This window comes from Roseomonas sp. WA12, from assembly GCF_054165765.1.
Window position 1 is genome coordinate 2,185,896 of the sequence record NZ_CM135108.1, and the last position, 13,784, is coordinate 2,199,679.

Here is a 13,784-nt window from a genome sequence, read left to right on the forward strand (position 1 = left end):
AGTCTGAACGGGCGGGCCTGACTAGACCCACCCTGCCCCGCCTGTCACCCGTGCGCCGTCAGGCGCAGCGCCCGCCATCGACGGGCAGCAGAATGCCGGTGATGAAGGAGGAGGCATCCTCCGCCAACCAGACGCAGGCATTGGCAATGTCGGCCGGGGTGGAAAGGCGCCCGATCGGGATGCTGGCGATGAAGCGCTGCCGGTTCTCCGGCGTGTCCTCCACCCCCATGAAGGCCGAGGTCAGGCCCGTCCCGCCCATGACCGGGCAAACCGCGTTCACCCTCACGTTCGAACCCGCCCATTCCTGCGCGAGGGCCTGGGTGAAGGTGTTCACCGCGCCCTTCGTGCCATTGTACCAGGTCAGCCCCGGCCGCGGCCGCAGCCCCGCGGTGGAGGAAATGGTGATGAAGCTGCCGCCGCCGCGCGCCTTCAGCACGGGGTAGGCGGACTTTGCCATCAGGAAGACCGACTTCACGTTGACGGCGAAGACCCTGTCGAACTCCTCCTCCTCCACATCGACGGAGGGCTGGTTGCGATAGGTCCAGCCGGCGTTGTTCACGACGATGTCGAGCCCGCCCAGGGCCGCCACCGCGCCCTCCACCATCGCGGCGATGTCGGCCGCCTTCGAGACGTCCCCGCCGAGCGCCAGCCCCCCGATCTCGGCCGCGACGCGCCGGGCGCCGTCGAGATTGAGGTCCGCCACCGCCACGTTCGCGCCCTGTGCCGCGTATTCGCGCGCGATGCCCTCGCCGAAGCCGGAGGCGGCACCTGTGACGAGCGCGATCTTGCCCTGGAGGCGCATGGTTCCGGTTCCATCGACGTTTGCCCGGGCACTCTGGGAAGGGCCGGGCCGCCGGTCAACGCGGGTGCCGCACGGAGAGGTTGCGCCCTGCCCGGCCGCCCGCTAAACGCGCGCCTTCGCGCTTCCGGTCGGCATCGGCGGCGCCATCAGACATGGAACCCGCCCGATGAAGCCCGACATCCACCCCGAGTATCACGAGATCACGGTCATCATGACCGATGGCACGACCTACAAGACCCGTTCCTGCATGGGGAAGGAGGGCGACACCCTTCGCCTGGACATCGACCCCAAGTCCCACCCGGCCTGGACCGGCGTGCAGCGCGTGATGGACACGGGCGGCCAGATCGCCAAATTCAACAAGAAGTTCGCCGGCATCGGCGCCCGCAAAGCCTGATCTGCTTCCCGCAAATAGCGGGATTGCACTGCGAGCATATCTGGAGGGGCTCCGGCGCTTGAAGCGCCGGGGCCCTTTTCCCATTTCTAGTCTGTCAGCGGCGCCCGAATGGGGCTGCTGACGTGAGGCGGACCGGACGCACGGCCCAATCGGGGGTGCACCAGCCGGGAGGCCGCGCAACGCCAACCGATGACCTTGCTCTTGCAGGAGGTTTCTCGTGAACGCTCTCGACTTCTCTCCCCTTTTCCGCACCGCCATCGGCTTCGACCGTTTGGCTCGCCTGGCGGATACGGCCCGTGCGGCCGCCGATGCCCCTTCCTACCCGCCCTACAACATCGAGCGCACGGCGGATGACGCCTACACGCTGACGATGGCCGTGGCTGGCTTCGGGCAGGACGACATCGAGATCACCGCCCAGGACAACGTGCTGCTGATTGCCGGCAAGGCCCCTCAGGCCTCCGATGACAGCCGCTTCCTGCACCGCGGCATCGCCGGCCGCGCCTTCGAGCGCCGCTTCGTCCTCGCGGACCACATCCGCGTCGAGGGTGCGAACCTTGAGAACGGCCTCCTGCATGTCGCTCTGCGCCGTGAGGTGCCCGAGGCTCTGAAGCCCCGCCGCATCACCATCGGCAGCACCCGCCCGCAGCAGCCGGCGATCGAGGGCCGTGCCGAGGCGGCCAATACCCAGGAGGGCCAGGCTCAGGCGGCCTGAGGGCAGCCTGCCTGACCTTACCTGACAGGAAACTGGGGCCGGCGGAGCGATCCGCCGGCCGTTTTGCGTTCCGGCGAACGGCACGGGCCTGTGCCGGTTGGGACTAGCCCGGTTTGCGGAAAAAGGCGTCCGCCGCCGCCTTCTGGCTGGCCCGGGCAGCAATCGCCGCCTCGGCGCGCGCGATTTCCGTCCTGAGTTGCTCGATGTAATGGCGCAACGCTTCCTCGGGCCATTCCGCGAGCGCCGCCGGGGCAAAGCCGGGCTGGGCCGGGCGCGGCCGTTCCTCCTCGAACATCTTTCTGTCTCCTGTCACGGCCGGTTGGGGCTTTGACCGTCCTCATCCCCCTCTCTATATCCCCACGCAACAGCCCGGGGCCCAGATGCCCCCACCGACCGCCCCGCGCCGGGCGCGACGAGGTTCCCGAATGCCCACGCCCCTGATGCCCAAGGCCACCGCCGTGTGGCTGATCGACAAGACCTCCCTCACCTTCGACCAGGTGGCCGATTTCGTTGGGATGCACCCGCTCGAGGTCCAGGCCATCGCCGATGGCGAGGTCGCGCAGGGAATCGTCGGCTACGACCCGGTGTCGAACGCCCAGCTGACCCGCGAGGAGATCGTGCGCTGCGAGGCGGACCCGAACGCCCGGCTGGTGATGATGGAGAGCAGCCTTCCGCAGCCCAAGATGCGCGGCAAGGGTGCCAAGTACACGCCCGTGGCCAAGCGCAACGACCGGCCGGACGGCATTGCCTGGCTGCTGCGGAACTACCCCCAGCTGACAGATGCCCAGGTGGGCAAGCTGCTCGGCACCACCAAGGAGACGATCGCTAAGGTGCGGGACCGCAGCCACTGGAACTCGGCCAACATCAAGCCGCGCGATCCCGTGATCCTCGGCCTCTGCTCCCAGTCGGACCTGAACGCGCTGATCATCTCGATCGGCGCCCAGCCAGTGCCGACCGCGGTAGAGGACGACGCGGCCTGAGGCTACCGCCCAGGCTGCGTGGCAGGGCAATAAAAGTGGGCGGGCCCCTCGGGACCCGCCCTTCTCTATGCCGGGCCGCTGCCCGGGCTTATTGCGGCCGGAGCCGCTGCGCTTCGAATCGCTCCATCTCCTCTTTGAGACGAAGCTTTTCCCGCTTGAGCCGAGCCAGCTCGAGGCTGTCCGGCTGGGGCCGGGCGTCCTCCGCCAGAATACGCGCGTCGAGCGCGTGGTGACGATCCTTGAGCGACTGTAGCCGGTGCGGGTTCAGCATACGCGTGATCCTCTTCCTGCTCGGTTCGTCTGATCGGGTCCGATCGGTCTCTCCGCACGGCGACTGTCACCGCCGCACAAGGGATGATATGTGAACGCGACGCCCGGGCGCGACATCTCTCACGCCCTTATCAACCCGAACCTCGCCCTCCGTCCCGCCTGACGGAACGGCGGCCCGACCTTCCGGGGGATCATGCTGGCCGAACGCGACAGCCTTCTCCGCCGCCTGCACGAGCTGCGGAGCGAGCACCGGGACCTGGATACCGTCATCCTGCGCCTCGAGGACAGCCTTCACGACCAGCTTCAGCTTCAACGGCTGAAGAAGCGCAAGCTGCGGCTGAAGGACGAAATTGCCCAGTTGGAGAGCCGGCTGGTGCCGGACATCATCGCATGAGCGCCGCCATGAAGGACGCCGCCCCGCTGGTCGGCATCATCATGGGCTCCCGCTCGGACTGGGAGACCATGCGCCACGCTGCTGAGATGCTGGTAGGGCTGGAGGTGCCGCATGAATGCCGCGTTGTCTCCGCCCACCGCACGCCGCAGCGCATGGTGGATTACGCCCAGGGCGCGGTCGCGCGCGGGCTGCGCGTCATCATCGCCGGCGCCGGGGGCGCCGCCCATCTACCGGGCATGACGGCGAGCATGACCCGCCTGCCGGTCCTCGGCGTCCCGGTGGAGAGCCACGCGCTGCGGGGGCAGGACTCGCTCCTCTCCATCGTCCAGATGCCTGCCGGCATCCCTGTCGGCACGCTAGCTATCGGCCGCGCCGGGGCTGTGAATGCGGCGCTAATGGCAGCTGCCATCCTCGCCCTTTCGGACCCTGCCCTGGCCGACCGCCTCGACGCCCATCGTCGCGCGCAGACCGAGGGCGTGGCGGAAAACCCGGCGTGACACTCTCCAGCCCTCCCGCTACGGGTCCGCTGCCGCCCGGTTCCATCATCGGCATTCTTGGCGGCGGGCAGCTCGGGCGGATGACGGCCCTGGCCGCCGCTCGCCTGGGGTACCGCTGTCACATCTATTCCCCGACCGCCGGGGAGCCGGGAACCCAGGTCACCCCTCTCGTTACCATCGCCCCCTACGAAAACGAGGAGGCGCTCGGCCGCTTCGCCCGCTCGGTCGATGTGGTGACCTTCGAATTCGAGAACGTCCCCGCCGCCACGCTGGACCGGTTGTCGGCGCTTGTTCCCTGCCGCCCCGGCATTCGCGCGCTCTCGATTTGCCAGGACCGCTTGGTCGAGAAGGCCTTCCTGGAGAAGGCAGGCGTTCCCGTCGCCCCCTGGGCCGCGGTGCATTCTGCCGCAGACCTGCCGGCTGCCCTGGCAGAGGTCGGGCTTCCGGCTGTTCTGAAGACGACTCGCCTTGGCTATGACGGCCGAGGCCAGGCCGTGGTGCGGACTGCCGAGGAGGCCGAGGCAGCGCTGGAGCGCCTCTCCCCTCACCCGCTGATCGCGGAGGCCTTTGTGCCCTTCGCCGCTGAGATCTCGGCGGTCGCCGCGCGCGCCTTGGACGGCACGGTCGCGACCTACGACGCGGTTGAGAATCGGCACGCCCACCACATCCTGGACCTGTCCTTTGCGCCGGCCCGGCTTCCGACCGAGGCGGCCTCCGCTGCCCGCCGCCACGCTGGTGCGGTCGCCGAAGCCTTGGAGTTGGTGGGCGTACTCGCTGTTGAGTTTTTCCTGCTGCCCGATGGCGGGCTGCTCGGGAACGAGATCGCGCCCCGGCCCCATAATTCTGGCCACTGGACCATCGAGGCCTGTCAGGCCAGCCAGTTCGACCAGCACGCCCGCGCGGTAGCCGGCCTGCCGCTTGCCGGGACGACGCGCCACGCGGATGCAGTAATGCGCAACCTCGTCGGTCCAGAGGGAATGGCACGCTGGCCATCCCTGACGGGCGCGACCGATGTGTCCGTTCATCTCTACGGCAAGGCCGAGGCCCGGCCTGGCCGGAAGATGGGCCATGCAACGCGGCTACTGCCCCTGGGCAGCTTGGCCGGCACAGCAGAATCCGAGCTGCTCAAGCCGCTGTGACCGAAATGCCAGGGGGTGCTGTGGCAGTCGGGCCACAGCGCCCCGAAACCCTCCCGCTCGGTGGCGTGGCGCGATGCGCAGGGGGACGGGCAGTGTTAGATAGCTCTGACGCGGCGCCGGAATCGGGAGAACACCTGACCCTCGCGCAGCGCGCCCCTGGTGGATCGGGAGTTCACATCATGAGCCTGAAGAAGGCCCTTCTGGCCGCGACGATCATGTCGCTGCCGCTCGCCGCGCAGGCCCAGCCTGTCACCGGCCTCTACATCGCTGCCGGTGCCGGCTTCAACTGGCAGCAGAAGACCGACATCGACGTCATCGGCTTCAACAACACCAACCTCGGCCGCGCTGGCAGCCTCGACTTCGACATGGGCTGGGTTGGCGTCGGCAGCCTCGGCTACGGCTTCGGCAACGGCCTGCGCCTCGAGATCGAGGGCAACTACCGTGAGAACAACACGGACGAGCTGAGCATCTCCGGTGCCAGCCGCGCGTCCTTCCAGGGCGGCCGCACGCGCACCTACGGCGCGATGGGCAACGTGCTGTTCGACTTCGCCATCCCCGGCTTCCCCGTCACGCCGTATATCGGCGCCGGCGCGGGCTATGCCTGGACCGAGTATGACGGCGTGCGCGGCACCTTCGCCGTTCCCGGCGTTGGCAGCCGCCAGCTGACGATCGACGACACCGACGGCCAGTTCGCCTATCAGGGCATCGCCGGCGTGGCCTTCAACCTCGGCGTCCCGGGCCTGGCCCTGACCGCCGAGTACCGCTTCCTCGGCACGCTGTCGCCCGAGCTGCAGTCCACGACCCGCGTCGCCGGCGGCAACGCCGTCCCGACCGGCACCGTGGTTGCCCGCAACCGCGTCGAGGTGGACAACTACAACCACTCCGTCCTGATCGGTCTGCGCTACGCCTTCAACGCGCCGCGCCCTGTGCCCGTCGCGACGGCCGCCCCGGCTCCCGCCGTGGCCCCGGCCCCGGCCCGCACCTACCTGGTGTTCTTCGACTTCGACCGCGCTGACCTGACGGACCGCGCCCGCCAGATCATCGCCGAGGCCGCCCAGGCGGTGAACTCCACCGGCACGACGCGCATCGAAGTGGCCGGCCATGCCGACCGCTCGGGCACGCCGCAGTACAACCAGCGCCTGTCGCAGCGCCGCGCCGAGGCGGTTGCCGCCGAGCTCGCTCGCCGTGGCGTGTCGCGCGGCCAGATGTCGATCCAGGCCTTCGGCGAGAGCCGTCCGCTGGTCCCGACCGCCGATGGCGTGCGTGAGCCGCAGAACCGCCGCGTCGAGATCGTCCTGCGCTAAGCAGCACGACCTCCTGCGAGGGAACTGGATGGGGGTGGGACCGAAGGGTCCCGCCCCTTTCTGCTTTAGTGGCCTACCGTGGCAGGCAAGGCGGATCGGCAGCCTGGGAAGGGGTACGCAGCGGTCACTGACACACCTCTCGCTTCCGGAGGCATTTCAGGCCTGCGCGTCGTAGTTCCGCTGCTATTCCTCGTCGGCTGCGCCGCTGCCTCCGCTTCGCGCGAGCCCGGCCTTGCCGCGCATCTCCACATTCTCCGTGCCGCCCGCGACTCCCTTGAAGCCTGCGGAGGTCTAGGCCGGGACTGCGGCCCCGAGAGCCTGCATGGGAACCTTGCCTGGGCGGAGAGAGAGGGACCGCCGGAACTGCTCCTCGATTTGAGCCGGGCAAGTGAGGAACGAGCATTGGTCAAAGCCGCCTTGCAGGATGCCTCTGCAGACTGCCTCGGACGCAAGATCCGGCCGAGCTCGCCCCGTTGGGAACGATGCAGACTTGATCGAGGCATCGTGCGGCAGGCCGAGGTAAGCGCCGAGGATGGGTCAGCTTCGGAACATATGGCGGAGTCGGGCTGGAGGCGCCGCCCGGCAACTTGGTGACGAGTGCCGGAGCCCTCACCGAAGGGACGAGGGACACCACATCTCACCGCCCGCGTTCAGGAGAACGAGGAAGGGCGCCCTGCGGCGCCCTTGAAACGAGAAAGGGCGCCTCACGGCGCCCTTCCGGGAAACCCTCTAACCTGTCGGATTAGCGCGCCGGGGCGGTGGAGACACGGCGGATGGCCGTACCACGGCCCTCGCTACGCTCCGGGGCAGTGCGCGCCGGGGTCGCCGCCGCGGCGCCACCGCACTCGCTGCGGCCATGCGGGTTGGAAAGGTTGTTCAGCACGGCCAGCTGCGCCAGCGCCTCGGTGTTCCTCGGCGCGGCCAGGGCGGCGGCAAAGAGCGGGGTCACGTTGCGGCAGAAGTTGGAACCCTGGCGGATGCCGTCCTGCGACTGGGCGTTCGCCAGCGAGGTGATGTAGCCGTCCAGCGAGGACTGGCCGCGCGCACCGGCGGTGCGGCGGAAATGCGCGTTGATGCCGCGGTAGGCGCCCTCAAGCTCGCCCTTATACTGGCGCACGAAGGTGTTGTACTGCTCGTCCTGCTGGCAGGACAGGGCAGCGACCATCAGCTGGCTCTGGAGGGCGCGCACGTCGAACGCGGCCTTCTCGGCCGGCTGGGCGCAGGTCTGGGCCATGGCAGGGGCGGCGGCGAGCACGGCGGCGAAGCCGGCGGCAAGAAAGCGGATCGGCGACATCTGGACCGGGGTCTCCCGAGGCATTGAAGGGCGGCATCTCCGCCCCGGCCCAACATCTATCGAGTCGGAAGCCGTGATGCACGCGGCTTTTTGAAGGCAGGTCCCGAGTGCTGTCAGCAACTTAGAGCGCGTGGCGGAAATGCCATGGCAAGGCGCAGGCCCGAAGCTGAACACCCTGGCGCTGCAAGCCTGTCCACGCATGACATCCCAGCGTCAGGCAGCATCCGGCCGCTTTGGCCGGTGCATGCGCGCGAGGTCGGCAAGCCGCCTGTCAAGAAAATCCAGCGCGGCCTGAAGGCTTCCTGGCTCCCGCAGCCAATAGGTGACGGTCGCAGCGTAGATGCCGGCCAGCGAGGCGCGGCGCGTGTACCAGGAAAAGTCCGCCGAACGGTCGCCTGCCGCCGCCCAGATCGTGTCCGCGGTGCGGGCGAGGCTGCGCGCCGCCGCGGCAGCGTTCCAGGGCAGGGTGAGCAAGGCCAGGCCGCGCCGGAAGGCCTCGCGCTGCGGCTCGGTCCCTTCCAGCCGGATGGCGATCACCCGCCGGATGCGATCGGGGATCCGCAGGGCAGCCAGATCCTCACGGGCAGCGGCCTCCTCCATCCGCCGGTCGGCCAGGTCGCTCCAGGCCTCCACGGCCCCCACCGGCCCGCGCGGGAAAAGCCAGCGATGCGCCATGGGGTCCTGGCCAAGTCCGCGCAGCCCGGCCTCAAGCGCGGCCTCGGTCCAGCCCAGCCGGGGCACGTGTGGCAGGGTCGCCAGGATGGCGGCGTCACGCTCGGGGCTGCGCTCGATCATCGCGTTTCCTCCTGCCCGCCCTTGGCGGCCGGTGCCGGCGTCGGGGCCTGGTAGCGCGCCAGTTCCTCGGTGAAGCCCAGCCGAGACATATCGGTCATCCGCATCGGATAGAGCAGCCCCTCCAAGTGGTCGAACTCATGCTGCATGACCCGGGCGGCCATGCCGTCGGCCTCGCCGGCGACGGCGCGCCCCTCAGAATCGACGCCCTTCCAGGCGATGCGCGAGGCACGGCTGACCTCTCCCCGCAGGCCAGGAATGGAAAGGCAGCCCTCCCAACCCGACTCGCGCTCCTCATTCAGCGGCGCGATCTCCGGGTTGAAGAGGGCGAAGACTCGCGGTCCATCGCGCATCACGAAGACCCGCAGCGGGACATGCACCTGGGGTGCGGCAAGGCCGAGGCCATTGGCGTCCAGCATCGTCTCGGCCATGTCGGTGGCTAAGCGGCGCATTTCGGGCGCGGTCGGGTCGGGCACCAGCTCGGCCCGGCGCAGCAGTACGGGATGGCCCAGCCGGGCGATCTTCAGGATGGCCATGGGACTTCCAGAAAAGGCGTGTAAAACAAGGTCAGACGAGACGGCGGGGCAACCCTGCCCTGCCAATGATGTTGGGGCAGGGCTCGGATTCGTCACCCCGGCTGGAATTGAAGCCGGGTGATGCGCGTTTCGGGCTTCCACCGGGCGCTCAGCGCATGTTAAACGGCCGGGCTTTCGCTGGATGGAGTCGCTCCTTCCGGCCGTTCAGCCGTCTCACTAATCCACCCTTTTGACCCAGGAGGTCGTTGCCGCGTGCAAGTCGTCGTTCGGGACAACAACATCGACCAGGCGCTGAAGGCGCTCAAGAAGAAGCTGCAGCGCGAGGGCGTCTTCCGCGAGATGAAGCTCCGCCGCCACTTCGAGAAGCCCTCCGAGCGTCGTGCCCGTGAGGCCGCCGAGGCGGTTCGCCGGGCTCGCAAGGTCGAGCGCAAGCGCCTGGAGCGCGAGGGCTTCTGAGCCCTCCCTCCCCGCCCACGGGGAGGAAAACCGATGACGTTCAGGCCGCGGCGCGGGGTAAATCCCCGCGAACCGCGGCTTTAGCGTGCCTTCAGGACCGCTTCTTGAGGTTCCAGAAGGTCGCGAAGTTCGGGATCACGTCGGTCAGCGTGTTCCGGTAAGCGGTCGCCTGGAAGTATTGGCCGAGTGGGACGAAGGGCACCGTCTCGAAAGCCCGCCGCTGCATCCGTCCGGCCACGGCGCGCTGGGCGCCTTCGTCGGGCGCATCGAACCACTCACCGCGTAGCGTCTCGATCTCCGGGTCGTCGGGCCAGCCGAACCAGCCCGCCGTACCGTTGGCCCGCAGCTGGGTGTTTGCCGCGGGCGTCGCATTGTCTGCCCCCGCGCTGAACGTGACGAAGGCGCTCCATCCCCCCTGCCCCGGCGCCGCCCGGCTGCCGCGACGGGTGAGCACGGATCCCCAATCGATCGCCTGGTAGTCCACCACCATCCCGATCTTCCGCAGCGTGTCCGCCATCACCTCGCTCATGGCGTTCACATGCGGGAGGTCGGTGGGCACCAGGAACACTACCGGCTCGCCCTTGTAGCCCGCCGCGGCCAGTTCGAGGCGTGAGCGCTGGAGGTCGCGCGGGCGGGCGAGCACATCCAGCGCCACATCATTCGCCAGGGGACTGCCGGGGGTGAAAACGCCACAGGGCACCGTCCACATCGCCGGGTCGTTGCCGGCGCAGGCGATCATCTCATCCGTCTGGTTCACAGCGCCCAGCACGGCCCGTCGCACGTCCGGATTGTCGAAAGGCGGGTGCAGGTGGTTCATGCGGAAGCTGGCCATGTAGCCGGCGCGGTCCAGCACGCCGACCGTGATGTTGCGGTTGCGGCGGAGCAGTGACAGCAGGTCCGGTGTCGCGAAATCCCACCAGTCTACCTCGCCCGCCTGCAGGGCGCTGGCGGCCGTCGAAGGATCGGGGGTGGTCAGCCATTCCACCCGGTCCAGGTTCACCACCTTCGCGCCGGCCGTGCCGCTCGGGGTGCCAGGGGCCGGGACGTAGCGTTCGTTCCGGGCATAAACGGCCCGCGCGCCTGGCACCCGCTCGTCCGCCAGAAAGCGGAACGGGCCGGAACCGACCATGTCGGTCACCTGCGCGGTGCCGGCCGTGCGAGCCAGCCGCTCGGGCATCATCGCCGGCATGAACACGCCGAACTTGCCGAGGGCATGAGGAAGCATCGGGAAGGGACGTTTCAGGCGAAACAGGATGCGGCGGTCATCGGGGGCGGAGAGCTCGTCGGTCGCCGCCATCAGCGTGGCGCCGAAACCGTCCCGGCTGGCCCAGCGGCGGATGGAGGCGACGCAGTCCCGCGCCAGCACCGGCTCGCCATCATGCCAGCGCAAGCCGTCGCGCAGCGTCAGCGTCCAGCGGCGGCCATCCTCCTCGACGCTGTGGCCCTCCACCATCTGCGGCTGCGGCGCGTAGTCGGCATCGGTGCCGTAGAGGGTATCGAACACCATGAAGCCGTGGTTGCGGGTGACGTAGGCGGTATTCCAGTGCGGATCGAGGGTGGAGAGATCCGCCTGCGGGATGAACTTCAGCACCCGCCGTCCCTGCGCCTGAGCGATACCAGGCGTGGCGAGGGCGGCCAGGCCGAAGCCCGCGCCGGAAAGAATATGCCGTCTGCGCATCGGGGCGGTCCTGGTCATTGCAGGCCGCATCGCAGCACGCCGCGCGCGCCGCGTCACGCGAGGCGCACCGCGCCGCAGAACCCGGTGGCGCCTCGCGCGTTCCGCCCGGGAACCCGCCGGATGCCCTGATGCCCCAGCTCACCCAGGACCTGATCGCGCGCGCCGTGCCGCCCTCTCTCCCCGGCACCGTGTTGCCGGAACGGGACGAGCTGCGGCTCCGCGCGGAAATGCAGGTCTTCCTTCATGGCCGCGATCCCACACTCGGGATCTGGGTCTTCGCCTATGGTGCGCTGATGTGGAGGCACACGGAGAGCAACCCGGACATCGTCGCCGCAGCCCGCCTGCCCGGCTTTGCCCGCCGCTACACGCTGAGGGACACCGAGGATCGCGGCACTAAGGCCGTGCCGGGGCTCACCCTTGGGCTGGAGAAGGTCCCTGCCCTCGCCTGCCCGGGTTTGTTGCTGCACCTGCCCGGCCCCTCCGTGGAGGAGCGCCTCTGGCCGGTCTGGAAGCAGGAGATGGGGCCGGGCTTCTACACGCCGCAGTGGCAGGAGGCGGTGATGCACGCCAGCCGAGATCCCGGTGGTGCGCCGATCAAGGCGCTGTGCTTCGTCTCTCGGCCCGACTGTGCGAACCATGTCGGAGAGCTGCCGGTCGGTACGGTCGCAGACATGCTATCCCGCGCTCACGGCCCGAACGGACCCGCCGCAGCCTACCTGCTGGAGGCCGCCGAGACGCTTCGCAAGCACGGGATGCGCGACGCGATGCTGGAGAGTCTGGAGGCTGAGGTCGCGCGGCGGCTGACTGCGAGCCCCGTACCACCGGCCGTCAGCGCACCGGACTGAACGACATTGGGTTGCGCCAAACTATAGACAGACATGGTATGCCCGCTCAGCAGGATAGCCGTGGCATCATTGAGGCCGGAACTGGCCAGCGCAGGGACAGCGCCAGGAGAAGGCCGAGAACCACGGGACAAGAAGAGTGCCTCGCTCACCGCGCCGCTTGAGATGCCCTAAAGCAGCGCCCTGTCACCGGACCACAGCAGCACCGACACGAGGGCAGCACCGACTTGCAGAGGAAGCCGAGTGAGAGCGCGCACTGGCTCTCACCGGCTCCTCCCCGCGCCCTACTTCTGCAGCGCCTGGACGATCTGCTGCGTGACCTTCTTAGCGTCGCCGAACAGCATCATTGTGTTGTCCCGGAAGAACAGCTCGTTCTCGACGCCCGCATAGCCGCTGGCCATGCCACGCTTGACGAAGAACACCGTCTTGGCCCGCTCCACTTCTAGGATGGGCATGCCGTAGATGGCGCTGGTCTTGTCGGTCTTGGCCGCCGGATTGGTCACGTCGTTCGCCCCGATCACATAGGCCACGTCGGCCTCTGCGAATTCGGGGTTGATCTCCTCCAGCTCGTGCACGTCGTCATAGGGCACGTTGGCCTCGGCCAGCAGCACGTTCATATGCCCGGGCATGCGGCCGGCGACAGGATGAATGGCGTATTCCACCGTCGCGCCTTCCTTCTTCAGCAGGTCCGCCATTTCGCGCACCACCTGCTGCGCCTGCGCCACCGCCATGCCGTAGCCGGGCACGATGATGATCTTGCCGGCATTCTTCATGATGTAGGCCGCGTCCTCCGGCGAGCCGGACTTCACGGGCCGCGCCGGGCCGCCGGAGCCCGCCGTCGCGGTGCCGCCGGCTTCCGCGCCGAAGCCGCCGAGCAGCACGTTGAGGATGGAGCGGTTCATCCCCTTGCACATGATGTAGGACAGGATGGCGCCCGATGCGCCGACCAGCGCGCCGGTGACGATCAGCAGCAGGTTGCCGATGGTGAAGCCGATGCCTGCCGCCGCCCAGCCGGAATAGCTGTTCAGCATCGAGACGACGACAGGCATGTCCGCCCCGCCGATCGGGATGATCAGCAGGAAACCGAGCGCGAAGGCGAGCAGCGCGATCAGCCAGAACAGCCCGGTGTTGCCGCCCGTCCAGACGAAGGTGGCGATCAGCACGAGCAGCAGGATGCCGAGCCCGGCATTCAGCATGTGCTGCCCGTTGAACAGGATGGGCGCGCCGGACATGCGCCCATCCAGCTTGGCGAAGGCGATGACGGAGCCCGAGAAGGTGATAGCGCCGATGGCCAGGCCCAGCGACATCTCCAGCAGCGACTGCCCGTGGATGGCCCCGGGCACGCCGATGCCGAAGCTCTGCGGCGCGTAGAGGGCCGCCGCGGCCACGAACACGGCCGCCAGCCCCACCAGCGAATGGAAGGCGGCGACGAGCTGCGGCAGCGAGGTCATCTGGATGCGGTTGGCGACCACCGCGCCGATCCCGCCGCCCAGGGCGAGCCCCGCGATGATCAGCCCGATGCCGCCCACCCGCATCCCCGGCTGCGCGAGGGTGGCGACGATGGCGATGCCCATTCCCACCATGCCCATCATGTTGCCGCGGCGGCTGGTGCTCGGGTGGGAAAGCCCCTTCAACGCCAGGATGAACAGGACGGAGGCGACGAGATAGGCGAGGGTCGAGATCGTGTGCCCCAT

At 68.8% G+C, this 13,784-nt stretch carries 17 protein-coding genes; 9 read left to right on the forward strand and 8 right to left on the reverse strand.

The window, feature by feature from the left end:
- Positions 1-58: 58 nt before the first annotated feature.
- Complete coding sequence (locus ACVBD7_RS10400) at positions 59-802, reverse strand: glucose 1-dehydrogenase (protein ID WP_458097410.1); 744 nt, start codon at positions 800-802, stop codon at positions 59-61.
- A 166-nt stretch (positions 803-968) separates the two neighbouring features.
- Between ACVBD7_RS10400 and rpmE the strand changes: the two genes are divergently transcribed.
- Positions 969-1,196 (forward strand): 50S ribosomal protein L31, encoded by a 228-nt coding sequence (gene rpmE, locus ACVBD7_RS10405; RefSeq protein WP_458097411.1) that lies wholly within the window; start codon positions 969-971, stop codon positions 1,194-1,196.
- Positions 1,197-1,413: 217 nt separating this feature from the next.
- On the forward strand, positions 1,414-1,908 hold the full coding sequence (locus ACVBD7_RS10410; RefSeq protein WP_458097412.1) for an Hsp20 family protein: 495 nt from the start codon (positions 1,414-1,416) through the stop codon (positions 1,906-1,908).
- Positions 1,909-2,011: 103 nt separating this feature from the next.
- On the opposite strand, the gene ACVBD7_RS10415 is transcribed toward ACVBD7_RS10410, so the two are convergent.
- Entirely contained in the window at positions 2,012-2,203 is a 192-nt protein-coding gene (locus tag ACVBD7_RS10415) for a DUF1192 family protein (RefSeq protein ID WP_458097413.1), read from the reverse strand.
- 130 nt (positions 2,204-2,333) lie between these two features.
- Between ACVBD7_RS10415 and ACVBD7_RS10420 the strand changes: the two genes are divergently transcribed.
- Complete coding sequence (locus ACVBD7_RS10420) at positions 2,334-2,888, forward strand: DUF1013 domain-containing protein (RefSeq protein ID WP_458097414.1); 555 nt, start codon at positions 2,334-2,336, stop codon at positions 2,886-2,888.
- A gap of 88 nt (positions 2,889-2,976) precedes the next feature.
- On the opposite strand, the gene ACVBD7_RS10425 is transcribed toward ACVBD7_RS10420, so the two are convergent.
- On the reverse strand, positions 2,977-3,159 hold the full coding sequence (locus ACVBD7_RS10425; RefSeq protein WP_458097415.1) for a YdcH family protein: 183 nt from the start codon (positions 3,157-3,159) through the stop codon (positions 2,977-2,979).
- A 192-nt stretch (positions 3,160-3,351) separates the two neighbouring features.
- On the opposite strand from ACVBD7_RS10425, the gene ACVBD7_RS10430 reads away from it, so the two are divergent.
- From ACVBD7_RS10430 to ACVBD7_RS10445, 4 genes are all read left to right on the forward strand, one after another.
- Entirely contained in the window at positions 3,352-3,552 is a 201-nt protein-coding gene (locus tag ACVBD7_RS10430; protein ID WP_458097416.1) for a YdcH family protein, read from the forward strand.
- Positions 3,549-4,049: a 5-(carboxyamino)imidazole ribonucleotide mutase gene (purE, locus tag ACVBD7_RS10435; RefSeq protein ID WP_458097417.1), complete on the forward strand. Its 501-nt coding sequence runs from the start codon at positions 3,549-3,551 to the stop codon at positions 4,047-4,049. The genes ACVBD7_RS10430 and purE overlap by 4 nt, the downstream gene beginning before the upstream one ends.
- Positions 4,046-5,188: a 5-(carboxyamino)imidazole ribonucleotide synthase gene (locus ACVBD7_RS10440; protein ID WP_458097418.1), complete on the forward strand. Its 1,143-nt coding sequence runs from the start codon at positions 4,046-4,048 to the stop codon at positions 5,186-5,188. Before purE ends, ACVBD7_RS10440 begins: the two co-directional genes overlap by 4 nt.
- A 179-nt stretch (positions 5,189-5,367) precedes the next feature.
- Positions 5,368-6,492, forward strand: coding sequence for an OmpA family protein (locus ACVBD7_RS10445; protein WP_458097419.1), 1,125 nt, complete (start codon positions 5,368-5,370; stop codon positions 6,490-6,492).
- A 742-nt stretch (positions 6,493-7,234) separates the two neighbouring features.
- Here ACVBD7_RS10445 and ACVBD7_RS10450 read toward each other — a convergent pair.
- The 3 genes from ACVBD7_RS10450 to def all read right to left on the reverse strand — a co-directional run bounded on the left by ACVBD7_RS10450 (position 7,235) and on the right by def (position 9,114).
- The gene (locus tag ACVBD7_RS10450; protein ID WP_458097420.1) at positions 7,235-7,786 is read right to left on the reverse strand and encodes a hypothetical protein; all 552 of its coding nucleotides are present in this window, start codon (positions 7,784-7,786) and stop codon (positions 7,235-7,237) included.
- 213 nt (positions 7,787-7,999) lie between these two features.
- Positions 8,000-8,581 (reverse strand): COQ9 family protein, encoded by a 582-nt coding sequence (locus ACVBD7_RS10455; protein ID WP_458097421.1) that lies wholly within the window; start codon positions 8,579-8,581, stop codon positions 8,000-8,002.
- Positions 8,578-9,114: a peptide deformylase gene (gene def / locus ACVBD7_RS10460; RefSeq protein WP_458097422.1), complete on the reverse strand. Its 537-nt coding sequence runs from the start codon at positions 9,112-9,114 to the stop codon at positions 8,578-8,580. Before def ends, ACVBD7_RS10455 begins: the two co-directional genes overlap by 4 nt.
- A gap of 252 nt (positions 9,115-9,366) precedes the next feature.
- Between def and rpsU the strand changes: the two genes are divergently transcribed.
- Positions 9,367-9,570, forward strand: coding sequence for a 30S ribosomal protein S21 (rpsU, locus tag ACVBD7_RS10465; protein ID WP_043829268.1), 204 nt, complete (start codon positions 9,367-9,369; stop codon positions 9,568-9,570).
- Between the two features lie 91 nt (positions 9,571-9,661).
- Here the strand turns inward: rpsU and ACVBD7_RS10470 are convergent, their stop codons facing one another.
- Entirely contained in the window at positions 9,662-11,248 is a 1,587-nt protein-coding gene (locus ACVBD7_RS10470; protein WP_458097423.1) for an ABC transporter substrate-binding protein, read from the reverse strand.
- A 128-nt stretch (positions 11,249-11,376) separates the two neighbouring features.
- Between ACVBD7_RS10470 and ACVBD7_RS10475 the strand changes: the two genes are divergently transcribed.
- A complete protein-coding gene (locus ACVBD7_RS10475) occupies positions 11,377-12,093 on the forward strand; it encodes a gamma-glutamylcyclotransferase (RefSeq protein ID WP_458097424.1) in 717 nt (238 codons plus the stop codon).
- Positions 12,094-12,374: 281 nt separating this feature from the next.
- Here ACVBD7_RS10475 and ACVBD7_RS10480 read toward each other — a convergent pair whose 3' ends face one another.
- On the reverse strand, positions 12,375-13,784 hold the full coding sequence (locus tag ACVBD7_RS10480) for an NAD(P)(+) transhydrogenase (Re/Si-specific) subunit beta (protein WP_458097425.1): 1,410 nt from the start codon (positions 13,782-13,784) through the stop codon (positions 12,375-12,377).

Coding starts and splice junctions, on each gene's coding strand:
- purE (WP_458097417.1), top strand. CDS start 3,549: ATGAGCGCCGCCATGAAGGACGCCGCCCCGCTGGTCGGCATCATCATG.
- ACVBD7_RS10455 (WP_458097421.1), bottom strand. CDS start 8,581: ATGATCGAGCGCAGCCCCGAGCGTGACGCCGCCATCCTGGCGACCCTG.
- ACVBD7_RS10475 (WP_458097424.1), top strand. CDS start 11,377: ATGCCCCAGCTCACCCAGGACCTGATCGCGCGCGCCGTGCCGCCCTCT.
- rpmE (WP_458097411.1), top strand. CDS start 969: ATGAAGCCCGACATCCACCCCGAGTATCACGAGATCACGGTCATCATG.
- ACVBD7_RS10420 (WP_458097414.1), top strand. CDS start 2,334: ATGCCCACGCCCCTGATGCCCAAGGCCACCGCCGTGTGGCTGATCGAC.
- ACVBD7_RS10445 (WP_458097419.1), top strand. CDS start 5,368: ATGAGCCTGAAGAAGGCCCTTCTGGCCGCGACGATCATGTCGCTGCCG.
- ACVBD7_RS10415 (WP_458097413.1), bottom strand. CDS start 2,203: ATGTTCGAGGAGGAACGGCCGCGCCCGGCCCAGCCCGGCTTTGCCCCG.
- ACVBD7_RS10470 (WP_458097423.1), bottom strand. CDS start 11,248: ATGCGCAGACGGCATATTCTTTCCGGCGCGGGCTTCGGCCTGGCCGCC.
- ACVBD7_RS10450 (WP_458097420.1), bottom strand. CDS start 7,786: ATGTCGCCGATCCGCTTTCTTGCCGCCGGCTTCGCCGCCGTGCTCGCC.
- ACVBD7_RS10400 (WP_458097410.1), bottom strand. CDS start 802: ATGCGCCTCCAGGGCAAGATCGCGCTCGTCACAGGTGCCGCCTCCGGC.
- ACVBD7_RS10430 (WP_458097416.1), top strand. CDS start 3,352: ATGCTGGCCGAACGCGACAGCCTTCTCCGCCGCCTGCACGAGCTGCGG.
- def (WP_458097422.1), bottom strand. CDS start 9,114: ATGGCCATCCTGAAGATCGCCCGGCTGGGCCATCCCGTACTGCTGCGC.
- ACVBD7_RS10480 (WP_458097425.1), bottom strand. CDS start 13,784: ATGGGGCACACGATCTCGACCCTCGCCTATCTCGTCGCCTCCGTCCTG.
- ACVBD7_RS10425 (WP_458097415.1), bottom strand. CDS start 3,159: ATGCTGAACCCGCACCGGCTACAGTCGCTCAAGGATCGTCACCACGCG.